General features: G+C 72.3%; 18 protein-coding genes and 1 tRNA gene. 10 read left to right on the top strand and 9 right to left on the bottom strand.

Translation table 11 applies throughout. The features are described from left to right. The first annotated feature begins 6 nt into the window (after window positions 1–6). From ACFVXJ_RS06485 to ACFVXJ_RS06465, 5 genes are all read left to right on the top strand, one after another. Window positions 7–81 (top strand) — tRNA-Val (locus tag ACFVXJ_RS06485). Between the two features lie 199 nt (window positions 82–280). Next, window positions 281–1,582, top strand: coding sequence for a restriction endonuclease (locus ACFVXJ_RS06480; protein ID WP_389659566.1), 1,302 nt, complete (start codon window positions 281–283; stop codon window positions 1,580–1,582). Continuing rightward, entirely contained in the window at window positions 1,575–2,543 is a 969-nt protein-coding gene (locus ACFVXJ_RS06475; protein WP_389659562.1) for an acyl-CoA thioester hydrolase/BAAT C-terminal domain-containing protein, read from the top strand. The genes ACFVXJ_RS06480 and ACFVXJ_RS06475 overlap by 8 nt, the downstream gene beginning before the upstream one ends. 162 nt (window positions 2,544–2,705) lie before the next feature. Next, the gene (locus ACFVXJ_RS06470; protein ID WP_389659559.1) at window positions 2,706–3,359 is read left to right on the top strand and encodes a hypothetical protein; all 654 of its coding nucleotides are present in this window, start codon (window positions 2,706–2,708) and stop codon (window positions 3,357–3,359) included. 18 nt (window positions 3,360–3,377) lie between these two features. Further along, on the top strand, window positions 3,378–3,611 hold the full coding sequence (locus ACFVXJ_RS06465; protein ID WP_389659556.1) for a DUF2277 domain-containing protein: 234 nt from the start codon (window positions 3,378–3,380) through the stop codon (window positions 3,609–3,611). Between the two features lie 78 nt (window positions 3,612–3,689). Here the strand turns inward: ACFVXJ_RS06465 and ACFVXJ_RS06460 are convergent, their stop codons facing one another. The 4 genes from ACFVXJ_RS06460 to ACFVXJ_RS06445 all read right to left on the bottom strand — a co-directional run bounded on the left by ACFVXJ_RS06460 (window position 3,690) and on the right by ACFVXJ_RS06445 (window position 7,796). Continuing rightward, window positions 3,690–4,184, bottom strand: a complete 495-nt coding sequence (locus tag ACFVXJ_RS06460; RefSeq protein WP_389659553.1) for a hypothetical protein — start codon at window positions 4,182–4,184, stop codon at window positions 3,690–3,692. 236 nt (window positions 4,185–4,420) lie between these two features. After that, window positions 4,421–5,053 carry a DedA family protein gene (locus tag ACFVXJ_RS06455; RefSeq protein ID WP_389659550.1) on the bottom strand — a complete coding sequence of 211 codons (633 nt, stop codon included), beginning with the start codon at window positions 5,051–5,053 and terminating at the stop codon, window positions 4,421–4,423. Window positions 5,054–5,270: 217 nt separating this feature from the next. Beyond that, window positions 5,271–6,929 (bottom strand): alkaline phosphatase D family protein, encoded by a 1,659-nt coding sequence (locus tag ACFVXJ_RS06450; protein ID WP_389659547.1) that lies wholly within the window; start codon window positions 6,927–6,929, stop codon window positions 5,271–5,273. 204 nt (window positions 6,930–7,133) lie between these two features. Beyond that, the gene (locus ACFVXJ_RS06445) at window positions 7,134–7,796 is read right to left on the bottom strand and encodes an HNH endonuclease family protein (RefSeq protein WP_389659544.1); all 663 of its coding nucleotides are present in this window, start codon (window positions 7,794–7,796) and stop codon (window positions 7,134–7,136) included. A 499-nt stretch (window positions 7,797–8,295) separates the two neighbouring features. Here ACFVXJ_RS06445 and ACFVXJ_RS06440 point away from each other — a divergent pair, with 499 nt between their 5' ends. Further along, complete coding sequence (locus ACFVXJ_RS06440; RefSeq protein WP_389659541.1) at window positions 8,296–8,877, top strand: TMEM165/GDT1 family protein; 582 nt, start codon at window positions 8,296–8,298, stop codon at window positions 8,875–8,877. Window positions 8,878–9,134: 257 nt separating this feature from the next. Here the strand turns inward: ACFVXJ_RS06440 and ACFVXJ_RS06435 are convergent, their stop codons facing one another. Then, a complete protein-coding gene (locus tag ACFVXJ_RS06435) occupies window positions 9,135–9,821 on the bottom strand; it encodes an HAD-IA family hydrolase (RefSeq protein WP_389659538.1) in 687 nt (228 codons plus the stop codon). A 260-nt stretch (window positions 9,822–10,081) separates the two neighbouring features. Between ACFVXJ_RS06435 and ACFVXJ_RS06430 the strand changes: the two genes are divergently transcribed. Then, on the top strand, window positions 10,082–10,447 hold the full coding sequence (locus ACFVXJ_RS06430) for a DUF5713 family protein (RefSeq protein ID WP_389659535.1): 366 nt from the start codon (window positions 10,082–10,084) through the stop codon (window positions 10,445–10,447). Here ACFVXJ_RS06430 and ACFVXJ_RS06425 read toward each other — a convergent pair. Continuing rightward, entirely contained in the window at window positions 10,389–11,372 is a 984-nt protein-coding gene (locus ACFVXJ_RS06425; RefSeq protein WP_389659532.1) for a peptidoglycan-binding protein, read from the bottom strand. The genes ACFVXJ_RS06430 and ACFVXJ_RS06425 overlap by 59 nt on opposite strands. A 204-nt stretch (window positions 11,373–11,576) precedes the next feature. Here ACFVXJ_RS06425 and ACFVXJ_RS06420 point away from each other — a divergent pair, with 204 nt between their 5' ends. Further along, window positions 11,577–13,628 (top strand): DHA2 family efflux MFS transporter permease subunit, encoded by a 2,052-nt coding sequence (locus ACFVXJ_RS06420; protein ID WP_389659529.1) that lies wholly within the window; start codon window positions 11,577–11,579, stop codon window positions 13,626–13,628. Between the two features lie 55 nt (window positions 13,629–13,683). Here ACFVXJ_RS06420 and ACFVXJ_RS06415 read toward each other — a convergent pair whose 3' ends face one another. After that, window positions 13,684–14,205, bottom strand: coding sequence for a GNAT family N-acetyltransferase (locus tag ACFVXJ_RS06415; RefSeq protein WP_389659527.1), 522 nt, complete (start codon window positions 14,203–14,205; stop codon window positions 13,684–13,686). Between the two features lie 107 nt (window positions 14,206–14,312). Here ACFVXJ_RS06415 and ACFVXJ_RS06410 point away from each other — a divergent pair, with 107 nt between their 5' ends. Continuing rightward, window positions 14,313–14,708: a nuclear transport factor 2 family protein gene (locus tag ACFVXJ_RS06410; RefSeq protein WP_389659524.1), complete on the top strand. Its 396-nt coding sequence runs from the start codon at window positions 14,313–14,315 to the stop codon at window positions 14,706–14,708. Between the two features lie 65 nt (window positions 14,709–14,773). Here ACFVXJ_RS06410 and ACFVXJ_RS06405 read toward each other — a convergent pair whose 3' ends face one another. Further along, a complete protein-coding gene (locus ACFVXJ_RS06405; RefSeq protein ID WP_361310573.1) occupies window positions 14,774–15,109 on the bottom strand; it encodes an antibiotic biosynthesis monooxygenase in 336 nt (111 codons plus the stop codon). Window positions 15,110–15,230: 121 nt separating this feature from the next. Between ACFVXJ_RS06405 and ACFVXJ_RS06400 the strand changes: the two genes are divergently transcribed. Continuing rightward, on the top strand, window positions 15,231–17,273 hold the full coding sequence (locus tag ACFVXJ_RS06400) for a bifunctional glycosyltransferase 87/phosphatase PAP2 family protein (protein WP_389659520.1): 2,043 nt from the start codon (window positions 15,231–15,233) through the stop codon (window positions 17,271–17,273). A 153-nt stretch (window positions 17,274–17,426) separates the two neighbouring features. Here the strand turns inward: ACFVXJ_RS06400 and ACFVXJ_RS06395 are convergent, their stop codons facing one another. Beyond that, entirely contained in the window at window positions 17,427–17,816 is a 390-nt protein-coding gene (locus tag ACFVXJ_RS06395) for a DUF6193 family natural product biosynthesis protein (RefSeq protein ID WP_389659517.1), read from the bottom strand. Window positions 17,817–17,857: the final 41 nt, after the last annotated feature.

The raw sequence follows: 17,857 nt of genomic DNA, 5'->3' as shown, positions 1-17,857 counted from the left end.
GTCCACGGGTGCGTAGCTCAGGGGTAGAGCGCTGCTCTTACAAAGCAGATGTCGGCGGTTCGAAACCGTCCGCGCCCACCAGCCCGAAGGCCCCCAACCGATCTTGGTTGGGGGCCTTCGGCATTCACGAGCAGCCCCGAAGCGGGCGATCCGGTCCGGTCCGGCGGCTGCCTGCCTGGCCGCCTCGCGTTGCGGGGCGGGACCGGTGGGTGTGGACAGCCCCGACCTCCGGGGCGCGTGCGATGATCACTCTCTTGCGGGTCCTTGGGGAGGGATTGCCATGGGTGAGATGCTGCGCGTCGGGCAGGTGCTGCGCTATGCGAGTGGCAAGGACCCGACCGAGCCCGTGCTCGACGGGTATCCAAACTTCCACCACCTGACGGATTCCCCCGGTCACAAGAGGGCGCTTCTCGAGTCCGGCATCAACGGCATGGCGAAGGTCCCGGTAGGCGGGCGCCGGCGACGGCCGGCGATCCTGGTCCGCTCCAGTCCGTGGAAAGCGGGCAGTGAGCAGACGCCCTGGCACGATGTCTTCGACATGGACAACGGCCACGTGCGCTACTTCGGTGACCACAAAGCCGGCCTCGCCAAGCCACCCGGAACCACCACCGGAAATGCCGCCCTGCTCGATGCATTTGCAGAGCACCAGGCACCCACGCCGGAGGAGCGAGCCGGCGCGGCTCCGCTGCTGCTGTTCCGTGCGGTGTCGCGCAATGGCAGGGTCAAGGGCTACGTCGAGTTCTGCGGAATCGGCGTCATAGAACGGGCCGAACGGATCGTTCAGTGGGCAGGACACGAGCACACCACATTCACCAACTACGTCTACGACATCGCCCTGCTCGATCTGGCGGTCGAGAACGATCAGGTCGACTGGGACTGGATCACTGCGCGTCGCAGTCCGGCCGTCGCCGATCAGGAGACCCTCGTAAAAGCACCCCGCGCCTGGCGGGAGTGGGTCAAGCGGGGCCACTCCGCCCTGCCGCGGGTCCGCCGGCGCGTTGCTCGAGCTCGCGTCACGAAGGTGCGTGATCAGCGTCCTGTGCCGGGCAGCCGACGACATGAAGACCTGCAGTTCATCTACGGGCAGTTCGACACACGCAAGCACGATTTCGAGGCTGTGGCCTCGGCCGTTGCCGCTCGCGTCCTGAAGGGCTCGGGACACAACTACCGCGAGGGATGGATCACGCGTCGCTCCGGAGACGGCGGGGCGGATTTCGTCGGCCGCATCGATCTCGGCTCAGGGCTTGCCGGTACCAGCCTTGTCGTCCTGGGCCAAGCCAAGTGCGTGAACCCGGACAGCCTCGTGTCTGCCGAGCAGATCGCACGGGTCGTGGCGCGCCTGCGCCGTGGCTGGATCGGCATTTATGTGACCACCGGTGCCTTCTCGGAGCCGGCGCAAGTGGAAATGGTGGAGGACCAGTACCCGATCGTTCTCGTCAACGGGCTGGATGTCGCCCGCGAGTTGCGCGGCATGGCCCGAGACGATCACGGGGACGACCTCACTGCCTGTCTGAACCACATCGTCTACGCCCAGGGCGTTCCGATCACCAGCCGGCGCCCCGAAGAGATCCTTCTTGAGTGAAGCGCGCCGCCGTGCGGCCCCGCCGACAGAGATCGGCCACGCCGACGGCAGCCGCAGTTCCATCGCTGTGGACCACGACGGAGACGACAGGGAGCGGGGGAGTGTGGAGGTCGTCGAGCGGGAGGTGAGGGAGCCCTGGGAAGGCGTGGTCGTGGCTCCCGTGGCGGGTGGGGAGGTCGGCGTTCTGGTGTTGGCCGGGTCCAGTGGGCGCATCGAGCGGGAGCGGGCGCGGATCCTCGCCCGGCAGGGTTTCGTGGCCTTGGCGATCCGCTGGTTCGGCGGGCCGGGACAGCCTCCGGGGATCTGTGAGGTCCCCTTGGAGACCTTCACCGCCGGAGTCGACCACCTCCGGCAGGGCGGGGCGCGACGCATCGGGATCCTCGGCACTTCCAAGGGGGCCGAGGCGGCAACGCTCACGGCGGTGCACGACCCGCGCGTCGATGTCGTCATCGCGCTGTCGCCCACCTCCCGGGTGTGGTGCAACGTCGGCCCCGGCCTCGACGGAGCCCACCATCCGTACCGTTCCTCCTGGACCTGGCGGGGGCGGCCGCTGCCCTTCGTCCCGATGGACGACGCCTGGACGCCCACGGAGCCGGACACGGGCCCGGTCGCCATCCGCGGGTGGTACGAACGCAGCGAGCGGACCTACGCCCACCTGCCGGCGCCGGCCGAGATCCCGGTGGAGGCGGCCGGAGCCGACCTGCTGCTGGTCGCGGGCGGGGACGACGCGATGTGGCCGTCGCTCCCGTTCGCCGAAGACCTCGCCCGGCGGCGGCGCGCGGCCGGCGCCCCCGTGCGTCTCATCACCCGCCCCGAGGCCGGCCACCGGCCACGCCTCCCCGGCGAGGGCCCCGCACCTGCGTCGCAGCGCTTCCTGTACGGAGGGACACCCGAAGCCGACGCGCGCCTCGGCGAAGCCGCCTGGCCCCACATCCTGGAGGCCCTCCGCGCCGGCCGCTGAATCGATCTCACCCCCACGCGGCCCGACGGCCGGCGGCGGGGATCAGCGGTTCATGGTGGTGCCGAACGAGGTAGCGGTCCTCGCGGCGGAGTTCGGCCGAGCCCCATCGGGCGCCCGTCCCGGGGTCTTGGCGGTGGGAGTAGGGCGTGGGAAGGTCGGGGGATGGGGGAGTGGGGTGCGGGGCTGGGCGGGTTGGTCGCGGTGCTCGTCGCCGGGGCGGCGTACATCGTGCTGGAGCGGCGGGCCGGGCAGGCGTTCGAGCGGCGGCGGCAGGCCGAGCGGGAGCGGTTGCTGGCGCTGCTGCCGGGGCCCGGGGCGGAGGCGGGCGATCCGAAGTACGCCGACGTCGGCGGTGTGCCGCATCCCGATCACCGGCCCACGGGGTCGGAGGACGACTTCACGACCCTCCTCGTCGAGTACTACGCCTACGGCCTCACCCAGGCCCGCAGCAGCTTCCTGACCAGTCAGCGCTTCGCCGGCGCGGGAGCGGTGATCCTCCTGGGCGGGGTGGCGCTGGCGGTGTGGAAGGCCGAGAGCAGCGGCGACCTGTACCTCGGGGTCGTCACCAGTTCCGTCGGACTCGTCGTCACCCTCATCGGGCAGCTCTTCCACCGCAGGGCCGACGTCGCGCTGCGCCACATGGCCGGGCAGACGGCCTCGCTGCGCGACGACCGCCGGTCGGCGGAGTCGATGGCGCAAGCGGTCCGGCTGCTGGACGAGGTCGCCGACCCCGAACTGCGCGGACGGCTCCAGGCCGGACTGATCATGAAACTGTCCGGTGCCGAACTGCCGGAGCAGGGCCGAGCCGCCGGGTAGCGGAGCCATAGTGGAGATATGTGCCGTTCCATTAAGACCCTGCGCCCGCCCGCCATCCCCGAGAAGGCCACCGAGGAGGAGATCCGCGCCGCCGCCCTCCAGTACGTGCGCAAGGTGTCCGGGTTCCGGGCGCCCGCCGCACACAACCGGGAGGTCTTCGACGCCGCCGTGAACGCCATCGCCGAAGCGACGGCGGCGCTCCTCGACGGCGTGCACGTACGAGGCCGGGAGCCGGTCGCCCAGGCCCGGTGACCAGATCCGGTGAATGGATCCGGTGAACAGACCCGGTACCGGAGACCGGTCGGAGACCGGCAGGCGTGCCGGAGACCGTCAGACGTGCGACTCCCTGCGCCGGCGCAGCACCCACAGCCCCGCGCCCAGCGCGCTCGCCACCAGCGCGCCGCCGATGGCGACCGGACCCGTACTCATCGAGTCCACGCTGCCGCCCAGCCCGCCACGGGCGGCGCCCAGCCCGACGGTCAACGTCACCGTGACCCGCTCGCCACCGGCGCCCCCGCACTCGAACGTGACAGGGTGCGAACCGGTGGCGGCGCTGCCGAAGACGATGGCACTGCCGGACAGCCGGGTGGCCTGGGCGTTGCCGGGCGCCAACTGCACGTCCCCGAACGCGGGCGAGGACGCCCTCGCGGTCCGGGCGCCGCAGCCCGTCACACTGAGGTTGACCCGGCTGCCCGGGGCGACGACACCGGGTGAGACGGACCCGGACGCGTTGGCGTGGGCGAGGGTCGCGGGGACGACGGCGGTGACGACCAGCGCCGCGGCAGCGGCCCCCGTCAGGCGGTACCGCTTACGGGTAGCGGGCATGGAGTGAACTCCTCGGGCTCCTCGAAACGGCGCGGCCAGGACACGGGCATGACGCGGAATGCGGTCGCGCTCCCTGCCCATGACGCTAGGAGCCCGGCCCGCACCCGGCGATCTCAGCCGGGTGAACGGGTGACCGACTGCCCCGACCGGCCCACATCCGGCCCCATGGGAGCGTCGTGCGAGCGCGGTGGGAGAGCCGTACGCATCCGCCGCGCGCGCCGTCCGCAGGAGCCGCCCTACGCCGCCGGAGCAGCCGACGGGACCGGACGGCGCAACAGGAACACCGCGAGGGAGCCCGCCGCGAACAAGGCGATGACGGACACCGCCGTACCCAGCCAGGCCGCACCCAGCCACTGCGTGCCGAAATATCCCAACGCGACGCTGTAACCGGCCCACGCCATGCCCGCCAGCACCGACCACGGCAGGAACTCCCGCACCTCCCGCTGCGTCTTGCCCGCACCCAGCGACACCACCGAACGACCCGCCGGCGCGAAGCGGGCGATCACCACCAGAGCCCCGCCCCCACGCGCCAGCGCCACGCCCAACCGCTCATGGGCCCGGGTCAACCGGCGCGAGCGGGCGATCGCCCGATCCAGCCGGGCACCACCGCGCCGGGCCAACCGGAACGCGGCCATGTCACCCAGCACCGAAGCCGTCGTCGCGATCACCAGCAGCGCCATGATGTCCGGCACCCGCGCCGGCACCGGCGCCGGCGAACCCGCGGCCCCGGCCGCCGCCGCGGCGGCCGCCGACGTGATCACCAGGACACCGCTCGGCAACACCGGCACGAACACGTCCAGCACGACGGACACCGCCACCACGACATAGATCCAGGGGGTCGTGGTCAGCGAACCCAGAGTCTCAAGCAAAGCGGGACTCCCCAGTCCGAAGCGCCGCGTCGTCGCGGGGAGCGGCAGGGGCGGCTGACAGCCATACAGCGTACGCCCGACGCCACCACCCCCGAGCCCCGGGGCAGCCGGTCCGTCAGCCTCCGCGCACAGCACGCCACACCCGGCCCGCCGACACCGGCGCCCGAGGCCCGGCACACCCTCCGCCGGTCACCCTGCCCCGGTCCGGACGTACGCGTTACTCCGGTTCGGTGAGCCGCCGGTCCAGCACCGTCACCAGCCGGGCACCCGAGCCGCCCGAACGGGCCTGGTCCAGCCAGAGCCGCGCGGTCCGCCCCGCCAACGCCAGCGTCATCAGCTGGTTGCCGAACCACGGTCCGCCCGTACGCCGCCAACTCAACGGCGGTCGGCCCGTGCGACCGTGCCGGGAGAAGCCCCGACCCAGCCACCGCCCCACCCGGGACCACCCCAGACGAAAGCCCCATTTCACCGCCGTGTGGATCGAGTTGTGGACCGGTGAGCAGGTCAACTGGAACACCCGCGCCGTGCTCGGTATTCGGGGCTCGGCCACATAGGCGTGATGCACGTCCCCGGACAGGACCATGACGGTCGCCGGAGCCCTCGGACCCGTCCCCACCTCCTCGATCAGGTCACTCAACGTCGCGAACGAGCCCGGGAACGCCGCCCAGTGCTCCAGATCCGCGCGCCGACGCAGGTCCTCCCCGATCCGCGCCCACCGCGGCCCCCGCTCCCCACGGCACAGCGCCGCGTTCCACACCTCCGCGTCATGGATCAGCGGCGGCATCAACCACGGCAGCGACGACCCGATCAGCAGATGGTCGTAACCCCCGTGTCCGGCCAGGGCGTTCTCCCGGAGCCACTGGTGCTCCGCCGGATCCAGCATCGCCCGCCCGTCCTCGGCCAGCACCCGAGCCGCCCGCGTGTCCACCATCAGCAGGCGCGAACGGCCGAAGTCCCGCCGATAACTCCACCGCACCGAACCGGGATCCGTGTCAGCCCGAGCGGCGAAGGCGCGCAATGCCTCCGTACCGTCCGGGGAAGCCCGTACCGCCCCATACAACCCGTCGGCCGCGAGCTCGGCGGGCGAGAGATTGCCGAGGTGCTGGTGCACCCAGTACGACATCAGCCCGCTGAGCACCCGCTCGCGCCACCAAGGCGTCGCCCGCATCCCCGCCAGCCACGCCTCGCTGGTGTTCCAGTCGTCCACGACATCGTGGTCGTCGAATATCTGCAGGCTGGGCACGGTGGACAGCAGCCAGCGGATCTCCGGGTCCAGCCAGGACTCGTAGTAGAGCCGGGTGTACTCCTCGTAGTCCGCGACCTGGGCACCCGGAGCCTCCCGCAGGTCCCGACGGGCCGCGAGCCATCGCCGGGTATCCCGCGACAACTGGTCGGCGTACACCTGATCGCCCAGCAGGAGCAGCACATCCGGCCGAGCCGCCTCCGGTTGGGCGGCCAGCCGCGCCGCGAGGGTGTCGAGCGCGTCGGGTCCGTGGGGTCCGCGCCGACCGGCCGGTGGCGCCGCCTGCCGGCAGGACCCGAACGTCAACCGCAGCTCCGGCGCGGCCCGGCCGGGGCCGGTGACGGCGGGCATGGTGATGGTGCTCGGCGGGAACCCGCCGCCGGACAGCGGCCACACGCGGACCCCGTCGAGCAGCACCTCGTACGCCGTGGTCGTACCCGGGGTCAGGCCCGTCACCGGGACCAACGCGTAGTGGTGGCCGGCTATCTGGAACGTGCGCACGCTCCCGGCGGCGCCGTCCGCACACCGCACCTCCGCGGTGCACGGGCGGTCGGCCTCGACCCACACCGTGGCGCAGGCGCCGCGGTCCCAGTCGACGTAACGCAGCAGCGGCCCCAGACGCAGTCCGGCCATCGAACTCCCCCTCCTTCGCATCCCCTTCGATCACGGTACGGGGTGGAGGGGGCGCCTGACCTCCCCCTGGTGGGGGAGAAAGATCGCCGTCCGCTTCCGGGCGACGGCAGGCGCCCGGGAGGGCCCGGGGAGGGCCTGGGGAGGGATGCGGGGAGGGCGACCAGGAGGCGGGGGCTGTGGGGGGACGCGGTGGGGCCGCCGCTGTCAGCAGCCGTTGAGGATGTCGACCAGGGCCGTCTTCTCGCCCGAGTTCATGCTCAGACCCCAGTACTGCTTCACGTCGACCCACATGCGGGCGTACGTACAGCGGTAGGCGGTCCTCGGCGGGAGCCACGTGCCCGGGTCCTGGTCGCCCTTGGACTGGTTGACGTTGTCGGTGACCGCGATGAGTTGCGGCCGGGTGAGGTCGTTCGCGAACTGTTGGCGCTTGGCGGTGGTCCAGGAGGAGGCGCCCGAGCGCCACGCTTCCGCGAGCGGCACCACGTGGTCGATGTCGACGTCGGAGGCGGCGGTCCAGGTGGCGCCGTCGTACTCGGAGTACCAGCTTCCGCTCACCGCCGCGCAGGAGGACGAGACGACCACCCCCGAGCCGTCGCGCTTGAGGACGGTCTCCCGGGTGTCGCAGGTGCCGGAGACCGTGCTCCAGTGCGGGAAGAGGGTGCGGCTGTAGCCGCTGAGGGAACCTTCCGCCACCGGGGTCACCGTGGCCAGGTACGAGCGGGCCGCCGCGGCGCTGATGGGGGCGGGCGGGGACGCCTGGGCCGCGGGTGCGCAGACGAGCGAGGTGAGGGCGGCAAGCGCGGCGGCCGAGGCGAGAACGCCGATCCGGCCGGCTCGACGCGCGTAGACGGAAGCTGTGAGCGCCATGGGGGCTCCTTGATGCGGGGGGTGGTGGCCGTGCGACCCGGGCGGATCGCGGCCATGGTGGCGGCGCCAGGTGTCCGACGGGTGGGCGCCAGGTGACAGCGTGCCGACATGAGCACGTCACATCAAGGTGTCCAAGGTGCCGGATTCGCAAGGGACTTGGGATGGGGCTTGGGGTGGCGCGTGAAACAGCCGGGCGAACGTGGGGTCAACGTCACATTCCGGACGCCGCACCCGTCGGCGGGCATCGCGTACCCTGGAGGAGCAGAAGGGGAGTAGCTCTTCGCCGGACCGTCGACATACTGCTGGGTCACACCAGCCGGCGCCCGGAGGCAGACCGCGTCGGCGGTCGGCCAGCGAGACCTTCGGCCGCAGTGTCCTGGCGCCACGCACTTCGCGTGGCAACGTATCCGGGGTGCCGCCGAGCCGAAGCGACCCCCGATACATCCCAGGTCTCTCGGTGCCGACGGCGTCCTGCCCGACCGATTGAGGTTCTGCCCCCGTGTTCAGCTTCAGCGTCACGGCGATCGCCTTCGGCGTCGTCTTCCTCGCCGAACTCCCCGACAAGACGGCCCTGGCCGGGCTGATGCTCGGCACCCGCTACCGCGCTTCCTACGTCTTCGTGGGCGTCGCCGCGGCCTTCGCCCTGCACGTCGGGCTCGCCATCGCGGCCGGCAGCGTGCTCACACTGCTCCCGCACCGACTGGTACAGGCCGTCGTGGGCGTCCTCTTCCTCGCGGGCGCGGCCATGCTGCTGTGGAAGAAGGGCGACGACGAGGAAGAGGTCAAGCCGCCCGCCGACCAGTCCTTTTGGAGGGTGTCGGGGGCCGGCTTCATGCTGATCCTGGTGGCGGAGTTCGGTGACCTGACCCAGATCATGACCGCGAACCTCGCCGCCCGGTACGACAACCCCGTCTCGGTCGGCGTCGGAGCCGTGCTAGCCCTGTGGGCGGTCGCCGGCATCGGCATCCTGGGCGGGCGCACGCTGATGAAGTACGTGCCGCTGAGGTTGATCACCAAGGTGGCGGCGGCCGTGATGGCGGCGCTGGCCGGGTTCTCGCTGTACGAGGCGATCGTGGGCTGAGGCGGCGCGGGCGCGGGGGTGGGCGCCGGGTGCGCGGTGCGTGCTCGCGTGTCGCCTGCCCGTGCTCGTGCGGTCGGCTGCGCGTGCGGGCCTGTTGGTGTGGGCCCGCGAGTAGCGCCCGCAGGTGCCTGGTGGCGCGGGGTCCGGAGCGGTGTGGCCGGCTGTCCGGGCCCCACGCCGCCGTGGCGTCACGCCCGGCCGGCCCCACGCCCGGCCGGGCGGCCGCCGGGCTACGGCGTCGCGCCGGGCCGGTGAGGTCAGGCAGCGGTGCTGAGCGTGAGGCGGAGGGTCCCGTCCGGAGTGGCGTCGACGCGGACCGAGCGCAGATCGGGGACGAGGGCGGTCGGAGCGTGCGCGGACGCGCGCGGGCCGATCCCGACCACACGCATACCGGCGGCCTGACCTGCGGCGATACCGGCGGCGGAGTCCTCGAACACGATGCAGTCGGCCGGGTCCACCCCCAGTTCGGCGGCGCCCTTCAGGAACCCCTCGGGGTCGGGCTTGCTCGCGCCGACCGACTCGGCGGTCACCCGTACGCGCGGCATCGGCAGGCCGGCCGCCGTCATGCGGGCGCCGGCCAGGGTGGCGTCGGCGGAGGTCACCAGGGCGTGCTGCAGGTCGGCGATCGCCGCCATGAACTCCGGGGCCCCCTCGATCGGCACCACGCCGTCGGTGTCGGCCGTCTCACGGGCGAGCATCTCGGCGTTCTCGGCGTGGTTCTGCTCCATCGGGCGCTCGGGCAGCAGGATCGCCATCGTGGCGTACCCCTGGCGGCCGTGCACGACCTTGAGCGCCTCCTGCGGGTCGAGCCCGTGGGCCACCGCCCACTCGCGCCAGCACCGCTCGACCACCGCGTCGGAGTTGACGAGCGTGCCGTCCATGTCCAGCAGCAGGGCCTTGGCGGTGAGGACGACGGTGGTACGGGCGGTGGTGCTGGCCGACATCGGCGGGGCTCCAGACACGGGGGCAAAAGAGAGCAAGTGGTTCCGTCCACCGGTCAGGGAATGAGGACGGAACCACTTTGTTCCTGCACTATACAAAACCGGGAGGGGTTCACGCCACCGAGGGTGCGGCCGGCAGTCGAGCTGTAGGCGCGCGTGGGTGCGCGGAGAGGGGCTGGGCGTCGTGGTGGGCGAGGCGAGGGACGCCGTGGTCGCTTCCGGCGCCGCGCCAAGGCGGCTGCTCGCGAATCGGGCCGGCAGCCGTGCACGCCTTCCGGAGCGGATGGAGCGGACTGAGCGGACTGAGCGGACGAAGCGGATGGAGCGGACGTCGGACCTCGCGGCCCCGTACGTGCTCCCGTCTGCGGCGACGGACGCGTTCGCCCTGCCGGCGGCCTTTCGAGGCGGCCGGGAGCGGGGTCGACACGGTCACGCGCGAGGTGATCGCCGACGACCTCCGCTTCGTGGCCGGGACCTATGGGTCCACGGACGCGGACATCGCGGAGCTCGTCGCCGCTCGTGAGTGGTGCACACCGGTCGCGGGGATTCCGCCTCCGGCGGGCAGGCGGCTCAGCCTTCCAGGGCCTTGCGGGTCGCGGGACCGTAGACGCCCCAGGGGTCCGCGGTGATGTCGTTGTTCCACTGGAACTCCGACACGGCGTCCTCCGTGGACTTGCCGAACTTGCCGTCCGGCCTGCCGCGGTAGAGGCCCTGCCCGGCCAGAAGTTGCTGGAGCTTCTTCACCTCCGGGCCCGAATCGCCGTAGCGCAGGGTCGGACCCTGAGCGGCGGGCGGAGGCGGCGGCGCGGCACTGGTACGGCTCGACGTCGGCGAAGGGGTGCGCGACGGGGCGGCCGAGGAACGGGACGCGCTCGGTGACGCGGACGGCGACGCCGAACGGGATGCGCTGGGCGACGGCGAAGCCGAGGCGGACGCCGAAGCGGACGGGCCGGCCGGCGCGCTGGACGAACCCTGCGACGGACCGGCCGGAGCCATGCCCACCGCCGGAGCCGAAGGCTTCGCGTCGACGAGCTTCGCCTCACCCGACCCGGAACCGCCGGACACGCCGACCGCCACCGCCACACCGCCGAGGGCGACGACGGCGGCGGCGCCGGCGAGCAGCAGGGGCAGCTTTCGCCGCTTCTCGGGGCCCCCGCCCTCGCCCCCGCCCCCACCCTCCCCTCCCGCTGTGACGCCGGCGGTGCCCGACGCCGCCCCCGGCGCCGCGGCCGGGACCGTGCGGAGCGGGACCGTGTGGTCCGGCCACGGCTGCGCCGCCGGTGGTACGGGGGTTCCGTACGCCGGCGTGTCCTGGCCGGGCGCGGGCGGGACCGGGGGCAGCAACTGCGTCGCGTCCGCGTCGGCGTCGGCGGGTGCGCCGGGCCGTGTCACCGCGCCCAGGACCGGCTGGGGGGACGGCCCCGCGTCACCCGCCTGGCCGGTTTCGGACAGGCTGACGTACGGGCGGATGCGCAGGGGGTCGAAACCCGCCGTCGGAGCACACCCGCAGCCGGCGCCCGGGGCGCCGCAATCTGGACAGCGCTCAGCGCTCACTGGAAACCCTCCCTGGCCAATGCCAGCGATTATGCAGACCCGCCAGGCCGCACCCAACCTCCCGAGAGGCCATAACCGGACACACCGCTCAGGATGGAAATGTTGATCCCGCCCGAGGGGGCTCGACGAGGGAGACGAGCCGTCCGCGTGACCGACGGCCGGTCTACCGGACGCCCGAGGGCCCCGACACCTACGGAGGAGCCGATGGCACAGGAAGTGACCACGTCGGCCGTGAGCCCGCGCCCGGGCTCGGAGCACACCTCCCGGGAGGTGCTCGTCGCCATCGGCGCGCTGCTCCTCGGCCTGCTCCTCGCGGCGCTCGACCAGACCATCGTCTCCACCGCGCTGCCGACCATCGTCAGCGAGCTCGGCGGCATGGAGCACCTGTCCTGGGTCGTCACCGCCTACATGCTCGCCTCCACCGCCGCCACTCCGCTGTGGGGCAAGCTCGGAGACCAGTACGGACGCAAGAAGCTGTACCAGGGCGCCATCGTCATCTTCCTCATCGGGTCGGCACTGTGCGGGTTGGCCCAGAACATGCCTCAGCTCATCGGATTCCGGGCCCTGCAAGGCCTGGGCGGCGGCGGGCTGATGGTGCTGTCCATGGCGATCGTCGGCGACATCGTCACACCCCGCGAACGCGGCAAGTACCAGGGCCTCTTCGGTGCCGTCTTCGGCGCCACCAGCGTCCTCGGCCCGCTGCTGGGCGGCCTGTTCGTGGACCACCTGTCCTGGCGCTGGGTCTTCTACATCAACCTCCCCATCGGTCTCGTCGCGCTCGTGGTCATCGCGGCCGCCCTGCACATCCCGAGGCGCTCCTCGAAGCACACCATCGACTACCTCGGCACCTTCCTCATCGCCTCCGTCGCCACCTGCCTCGTGCTCGTCGCCTCGCTCGGCGGCACCACCTGGGCCTGGGGCTCGGCCCAGGTCATCGGTCTGCTGGTGCTGGGCGCCGTGCTGCTCGTCGCCTTCATCGCCGTGGAACGGCGGGCCGCCGAACCCGTCCTGCCGCTGGGACTGTTCAAGATCCGCACCTTCACCCTCTGCTCCTTGATCAGCTTCGTCATCGGTTTCGCGATGTTCGGGGCGATGGTCTACCTGCCGACCTTCCTCCAAGTCGTCCGCGGCGTCTCACCGACGTTGTCCGGTGTCCACATGCTGCCGATGGTGTTCGGTCTGCTGATCGCCTCCACCGCCTCCGGTCAGGTCGTCAGCCGCACCGGGCGCTGGAAGGTCTTCCCGATCGCGGGCACCGCCGTCACCACCGTCGGGCTGCTGCTCCTGCACCAGTTGCAGCGCACCAGTTCCGACCTGGTCATGAGCGTCTACTTCTTCGTCTTCGGCGTCGGTCTCGGCCTGGTCATGCAGGTACTGGTCCTGGTGGTGCAGAACTCCGTCCGCTACGAGGACCTGGGCGTCGCGACCTCGGGTGCCACCTTCTTCCGCTCCATCGGCGCCTCCTTCGGCGTGGCCATCTTCGGCACGATCTTCAACAGCCTGCTGGGCGAGGAACTCTCCGCCACCCTCACCGGGGTGCCCCTGCCGCCCGGGGTGAGCGTGAACGGCCTGGAGGCCGACCCGCGGGCGATCGCGATGCTGCCCGCCGATCTGCGGCCGCGCGTGCTCGACGCCTACTCGTCCGCGATCACCGATGTGTTCCTCTACGCCGTGCCCGTGGTCCTCGTCGCCTTCGTCGTCGCCTGGTTCCTCAAGGAGGACAAGCTGCGCGGTTCGGTCACCGCACCGGACGCGAGCGAGACCCTCGCCACCAACCCCGTCCAGCGCTCATCCCGGGACGAGGTGGCCCGGGCGCTGTCGGTGCTCGGGAGCCGCGAGGGCCGCCGTCACGTCTACGAGAAGATCACCGCGAAGGCGGGTTTCGATCTGCTGCCCGCCGCGAGCTGGATGCTGTTGCGCATCAACAGATACGGATCCGTGGAACCCGCGATGCTCGCGGACCGCACCACCGTGCCCATCAAGACCATCACGGAGGCGGCCCGTCAGATCGAGGGGCGCGGGCTCGCCGTCCGCGACGGCCTGCCGCTGGTCCTGACCGAACCCGGCCGCGAGGTGGCCGGCCGGCTGTCCCGCGCCCGTCAGGAGTCCCTCGCCGAGCTGCTCGGTGACTGGTGGGGCCCCGACCGGCCGACCGACCTGGTCGACCTGCTCAAGGAACTCAACGACGAACTCTGCGGCTCCGACTCCGAGGAGCCCTACGACACCTCCCCGCGCCGCGACCACTCCAACCACTGACCGGCCGCCCAGCGCCGACCACCCCGCGCCGACCCGTTCCCGTCGGGAGCAGCCGTCAGCGGGGCAGGCCGGCCCCGACCCGTTTCTCGAACCAGTGTTCCGCGTACGGGCCGGAGTTGTAGGCGGGTATCTCGCTGTAACCCTGGCGCGCGTACAAGCGGCGGGCCTCCACCAGATCGGATCGGGTGTCCAGGCGGACGCGCTCCGCTCCCAGGTCCCGAGCCGCGTCCTCAAGAGCCCCGAGGAGGGCCGCCCCGCCGCCGGTACCCCGGGCGCGGGGGTCGACGTACACCCTGGTGAGCTCGGCGGTGGTCGCGTCGAGGAGGCGTATGCCGCCACAGGACAGGGGCCGGCCGTCGTACCGGCCGACCACGAAACAGCCCGTCGGCGCGGTGAGCCCGTCGGCCGGGTCGTCACGCAGACCCTCGTCGATCTCGGCCTCGGTGACGGGTCTGTGCCAGTACCGGCCCGCGACCTCGGCGTAGTAGGCGCGGCGCAGGGCGGTGGCGTCGGGAGTGGTGAACGGTTCGGGGGCGACCGTCCAGGTGCCCTCGGCGGTGATCTGTTCGTCGGTCATGGCGTCATTCTGGGGCGGCTGGCGGGTGGTCGCGTTGGAATATCCACAGGGACGGACCGATGATGTGAAAAGGGGTAAATCGCTTCGATGAAGAGGATGTGGGCGCCATGTCCGAACACCCTGACGCGGCCTTGGTCCGCCGTGGCTACGAGGCTTTCAACAAGGGCGACATGGAGACGCTCGGCTCCCTCCTGACGGCCGACGTCATCCACCACATGCCCGGCGACAACCCGCTCTCCGGACACCACAAGGGCCGCCAAGCCGTCCTCGACCTCTACCGGGCCTTCGCCGAGGAGACCGACGGCACCATGCGGGTCGACCTGCACTCCGTGCTCGTGGACGGCCGCGGCCACGCGATGGCCTTCCACACCACCCGCGCCGACCGGGCCGACCGCGGGATCGAGATCCACCAGGGCATCTTCTTCACCATCGTCGGCGGCAAGGTCAGCGACATGGACCAGTGCACCCAGGACATCGACGAGGAGAACACCTTCTGGGGCTGAACCCGCCAGTCTCCCCGAACCGGTGCCCCGGCGGCCGTCACCCGGCGGCCGCCGGAGCGCGGCGCTCAGCCCTGCGGCTTGGGCGCCGCCTGCTGCACGACCTCGAACGACCACACCGACGACCCCGACGCCGCGGGCTTCGGCCGCTCCCCGCCCGCACCGCCGGCGCCACCCTGGTGCGCCGCCTTCATCGGGCCCTCCATCCACGCCTGGAAGTCCTCCTCCGAACGCCACCGCGTGTAGACGAGGTACTGGTCCGTGCCCTCCACCGGGCGCAGCAGCTCGAACCACTCGAACCCGTCCGAACCCTCCACGGCCCCCGCCCGGGAGGCGAAGCGCCGCTCCAGCACCTCCCGCTGCTCGGCGGGAACGGTCAGCGCGTTGATCTTCACGATGCTCATGCCCGCCATCCTAGGGATCGCGCGCGGGATATCGTCGTCCCCAGGTAATCAAGTGGTGCATGAAGCGCGGCAGCCAGGCGAAGTCAGGGTTGCGGTCAACAGGGCGGGAGGCCGGCGAGGCGTGGCTAACGCGGCGGAGCACAGGGGTGGACCCGGACATGCCGGGGTCATAGGCGATGGCGGAAGGCTCGGCGCGGCGCGCCTCCTGCTGTGGGCGCTGGCGGCGGTGCTCGCCGTCAGACAGGCCGCCGTCGTGCTGCGCGTCCCGCCCGGGCAATGGCTCAGCGCCTTCCACCTCCCCGGCAGTCTGCCCGGCTCGCTCTACGACAGCGGTTCCGGCCAGTTCACCGGCACACCCTTCGCCGGGCTCGTCCTCAAGCCGTTCGTCGGTTTCGCGGCGCCCTCGCTGGAGGTGGCGTGGACCTGCGTCACCCTGCTGTTCGTCGCCGCGATCGGACTGGTGGCCGCCCGCGCGCTGCCCGACCCCGTACCGCGCCGCACCGCGCTCTTGGCCGCGCCCGTCCTGGTCGCGCTGATGATGGTCTCGCTGCCCGTCCGCGAGGCCGCCTCGCCCGGGCAGACCGCGGTGCTGCCGGTGCTGCTGGTGCTGCTCGCCGTCTTCCGGGTGCCCGCCGAGCGGCCCGCCGGATTCCTCGTCGGCCTCGCCGCCGCGCTGCAGCCCGGGCTGCTGCTGTTCGCGCCGTTGCTGTGGCTCACCGGCCGCCGCGCCGGGGCCCGGGCCGCCGCCGTGACCTTCGCCGGCGCGACCGCGCTGTCCTGGGCGTCCCTGCCGCGCGACTCGTGGACGTACTGGGTGCGCGACATCGCCGGCACCGGCCTCGGCGGAGCCCCCGACGGCCTCGCCAACCAGTCCCTGCACGGCGCCCTGCTGCGGCTCGGCCTGAGCGGCCCCGGCGAGATCGTCCTCTACGCCGCCCTCGCCGCCGCCGTCACCTGGATCGGCCTGCGCCGCGCGGCCCGCTACGCCCGCGACGGTCAACTGCTGCTCGCCGCCGCGATCACCGGCTGCGTGGCGGTCGCCGTCTCACCGGCCGGCTGGCGCCACCAACTGCTGTGGGTGCTGCTCGCGGTCGCCGGCAAGGTCGGCAAGCGGGCCGCCGACCGCACCGTGTGGCCGGTCGCCGTGGTCCTCGCCATGACGCTGTCCGCCGACGTGCTGCTGCCGAACCTGGCCGCGCTGGCCCCCGTACGCGACAACGTGCTGCTGCTGACGGCGCTGGCCGCGGCCTGCGCCGTACCGTTCCTGCCGCGGTCGTCCCCGTACTGGCGCGAGCCCGTCCCGACGGCCTACGGGCGCCCCGCGGCCGCCCGCTGGTCACGCGTGCCGCTGATGCCGTTCTGGCGGCGCGTGCTGTCGCGCCCCAACCTGTTGCTGGAGCTGCTGCTGATACGGGTGGGGTACTCGCTCTACTCGCACATCCGGGCCGCCGCACCCACCAGCCGCAGCCGCGCCGAGAGCAACGGCAGCCTCATCCACGGCATGGAGAAGGCGCTCGGCATCGACATCGAGCACGCCGTGAACCACGCCGTCGTGAACGCGCCCCCGGTGAAGGCGTTCTTCAACTTCTACTACACGTCGTTCCACTTCGTGGTCCCGCTGACCATCCTGGCCGTCCTGTACTGGCGCCGCCCCGGCGACTACCGCTGGGCGCGCGCCTCGCTCGGCCTGGCCACCGTCCTCGCGCTCGTCGGCTTCTGGCTGTTCCCGCTCGCGCCGCCGCGCCTGATGCCCGACCTCGGGTTCGTCGACACGGTGCACGGCGTGCAGGACCTGGCGCACCCCCAGTACGGGGCGATGACCGCCATCTCCAACCAGTACGCGGCCATGCCCTCACTGCACTTCGGCTGGTCGCTGTGGTGCGGGATCGTCATCATCGTGCTGGCGCCCAAGACCTGGCAGAAGCTGCTGGGCGCGCTGCACCCGCTGATCACGGTGTGCGCGATCGTCGCCACCGCCAACCACTGGGTGCTCGACGCGGTGGGCGGCGCCCTCGTGGTCGGCGCCGGGTTCGGGCTGGTCTACCTGCTGTCCGGGCCGCGCGGCGCGTCGGCGCCGGCCGAGGTGGGCCTGACGATGCCGCGTCCGCGCACGCCGGAGCGGGTGGGCAGCGCGAGCCCCTCGGGGGAGCGCACCAGCGCCTGACCGCGGCGCCGGCGTACGCGGGTCCGGGCAGGCGGGGGACGCGCGGATCGAAGGGGTGCCGGAGCGGCGATCGGACCGTTCCGGCACCCCTGCGTGGATCGTCGCGTCCGTCCAGGATGGCGCCGCGGGGCCGGCCCCGCCAGTCGGGACGCCCTACTGCCGCCCGTCCGCCGGGAGATGGGCCGCCGGGAGATGGGCCACCACCAGCGCGATGGCCGCCTCGGCGGTGTCGGTCTCGCCGAGGAGCTGCGCCGCACGCGGGCCGCGGACCCGGAACCGGCCGTCGGGCAGCGGCTCGACCGCCGGCACGTCCACGTTGAACGGCGGGCTGGTACGGGAGCTGAACCACAAGGTCCACTGTTTGGTGAACGGGTACAGCCGGCGCAGCCCCGGCTCGGCGGAGGCAGCCGCCAGCAGCGACAGAACGCCCTGGCTCAGCGTCTTGGACTCGGCCCGGTCCCGTACCAGCCGCCACGTCAAGGGCATGCGCTGCCAGCGGGCCTCCACCGCGTCGGCGGCCCCGCGTTCCTCCTGAAGGTTCATCCGCGCAGTGTGCTGCCCCGGCGCCGCCAGGACAACGGTTT

This window comes from Streptomyces sp. NPDC058279 (genome assembly GCF_042881255.1).
Lineage (GTDB): Bacteria > Actinomycetota > Actinomycetes > Streptomycetales > Streptomycetaceae > Streptomyces.
This window is presented reverse-complemented; position numbering and strand designations above follow the sequence as displayed.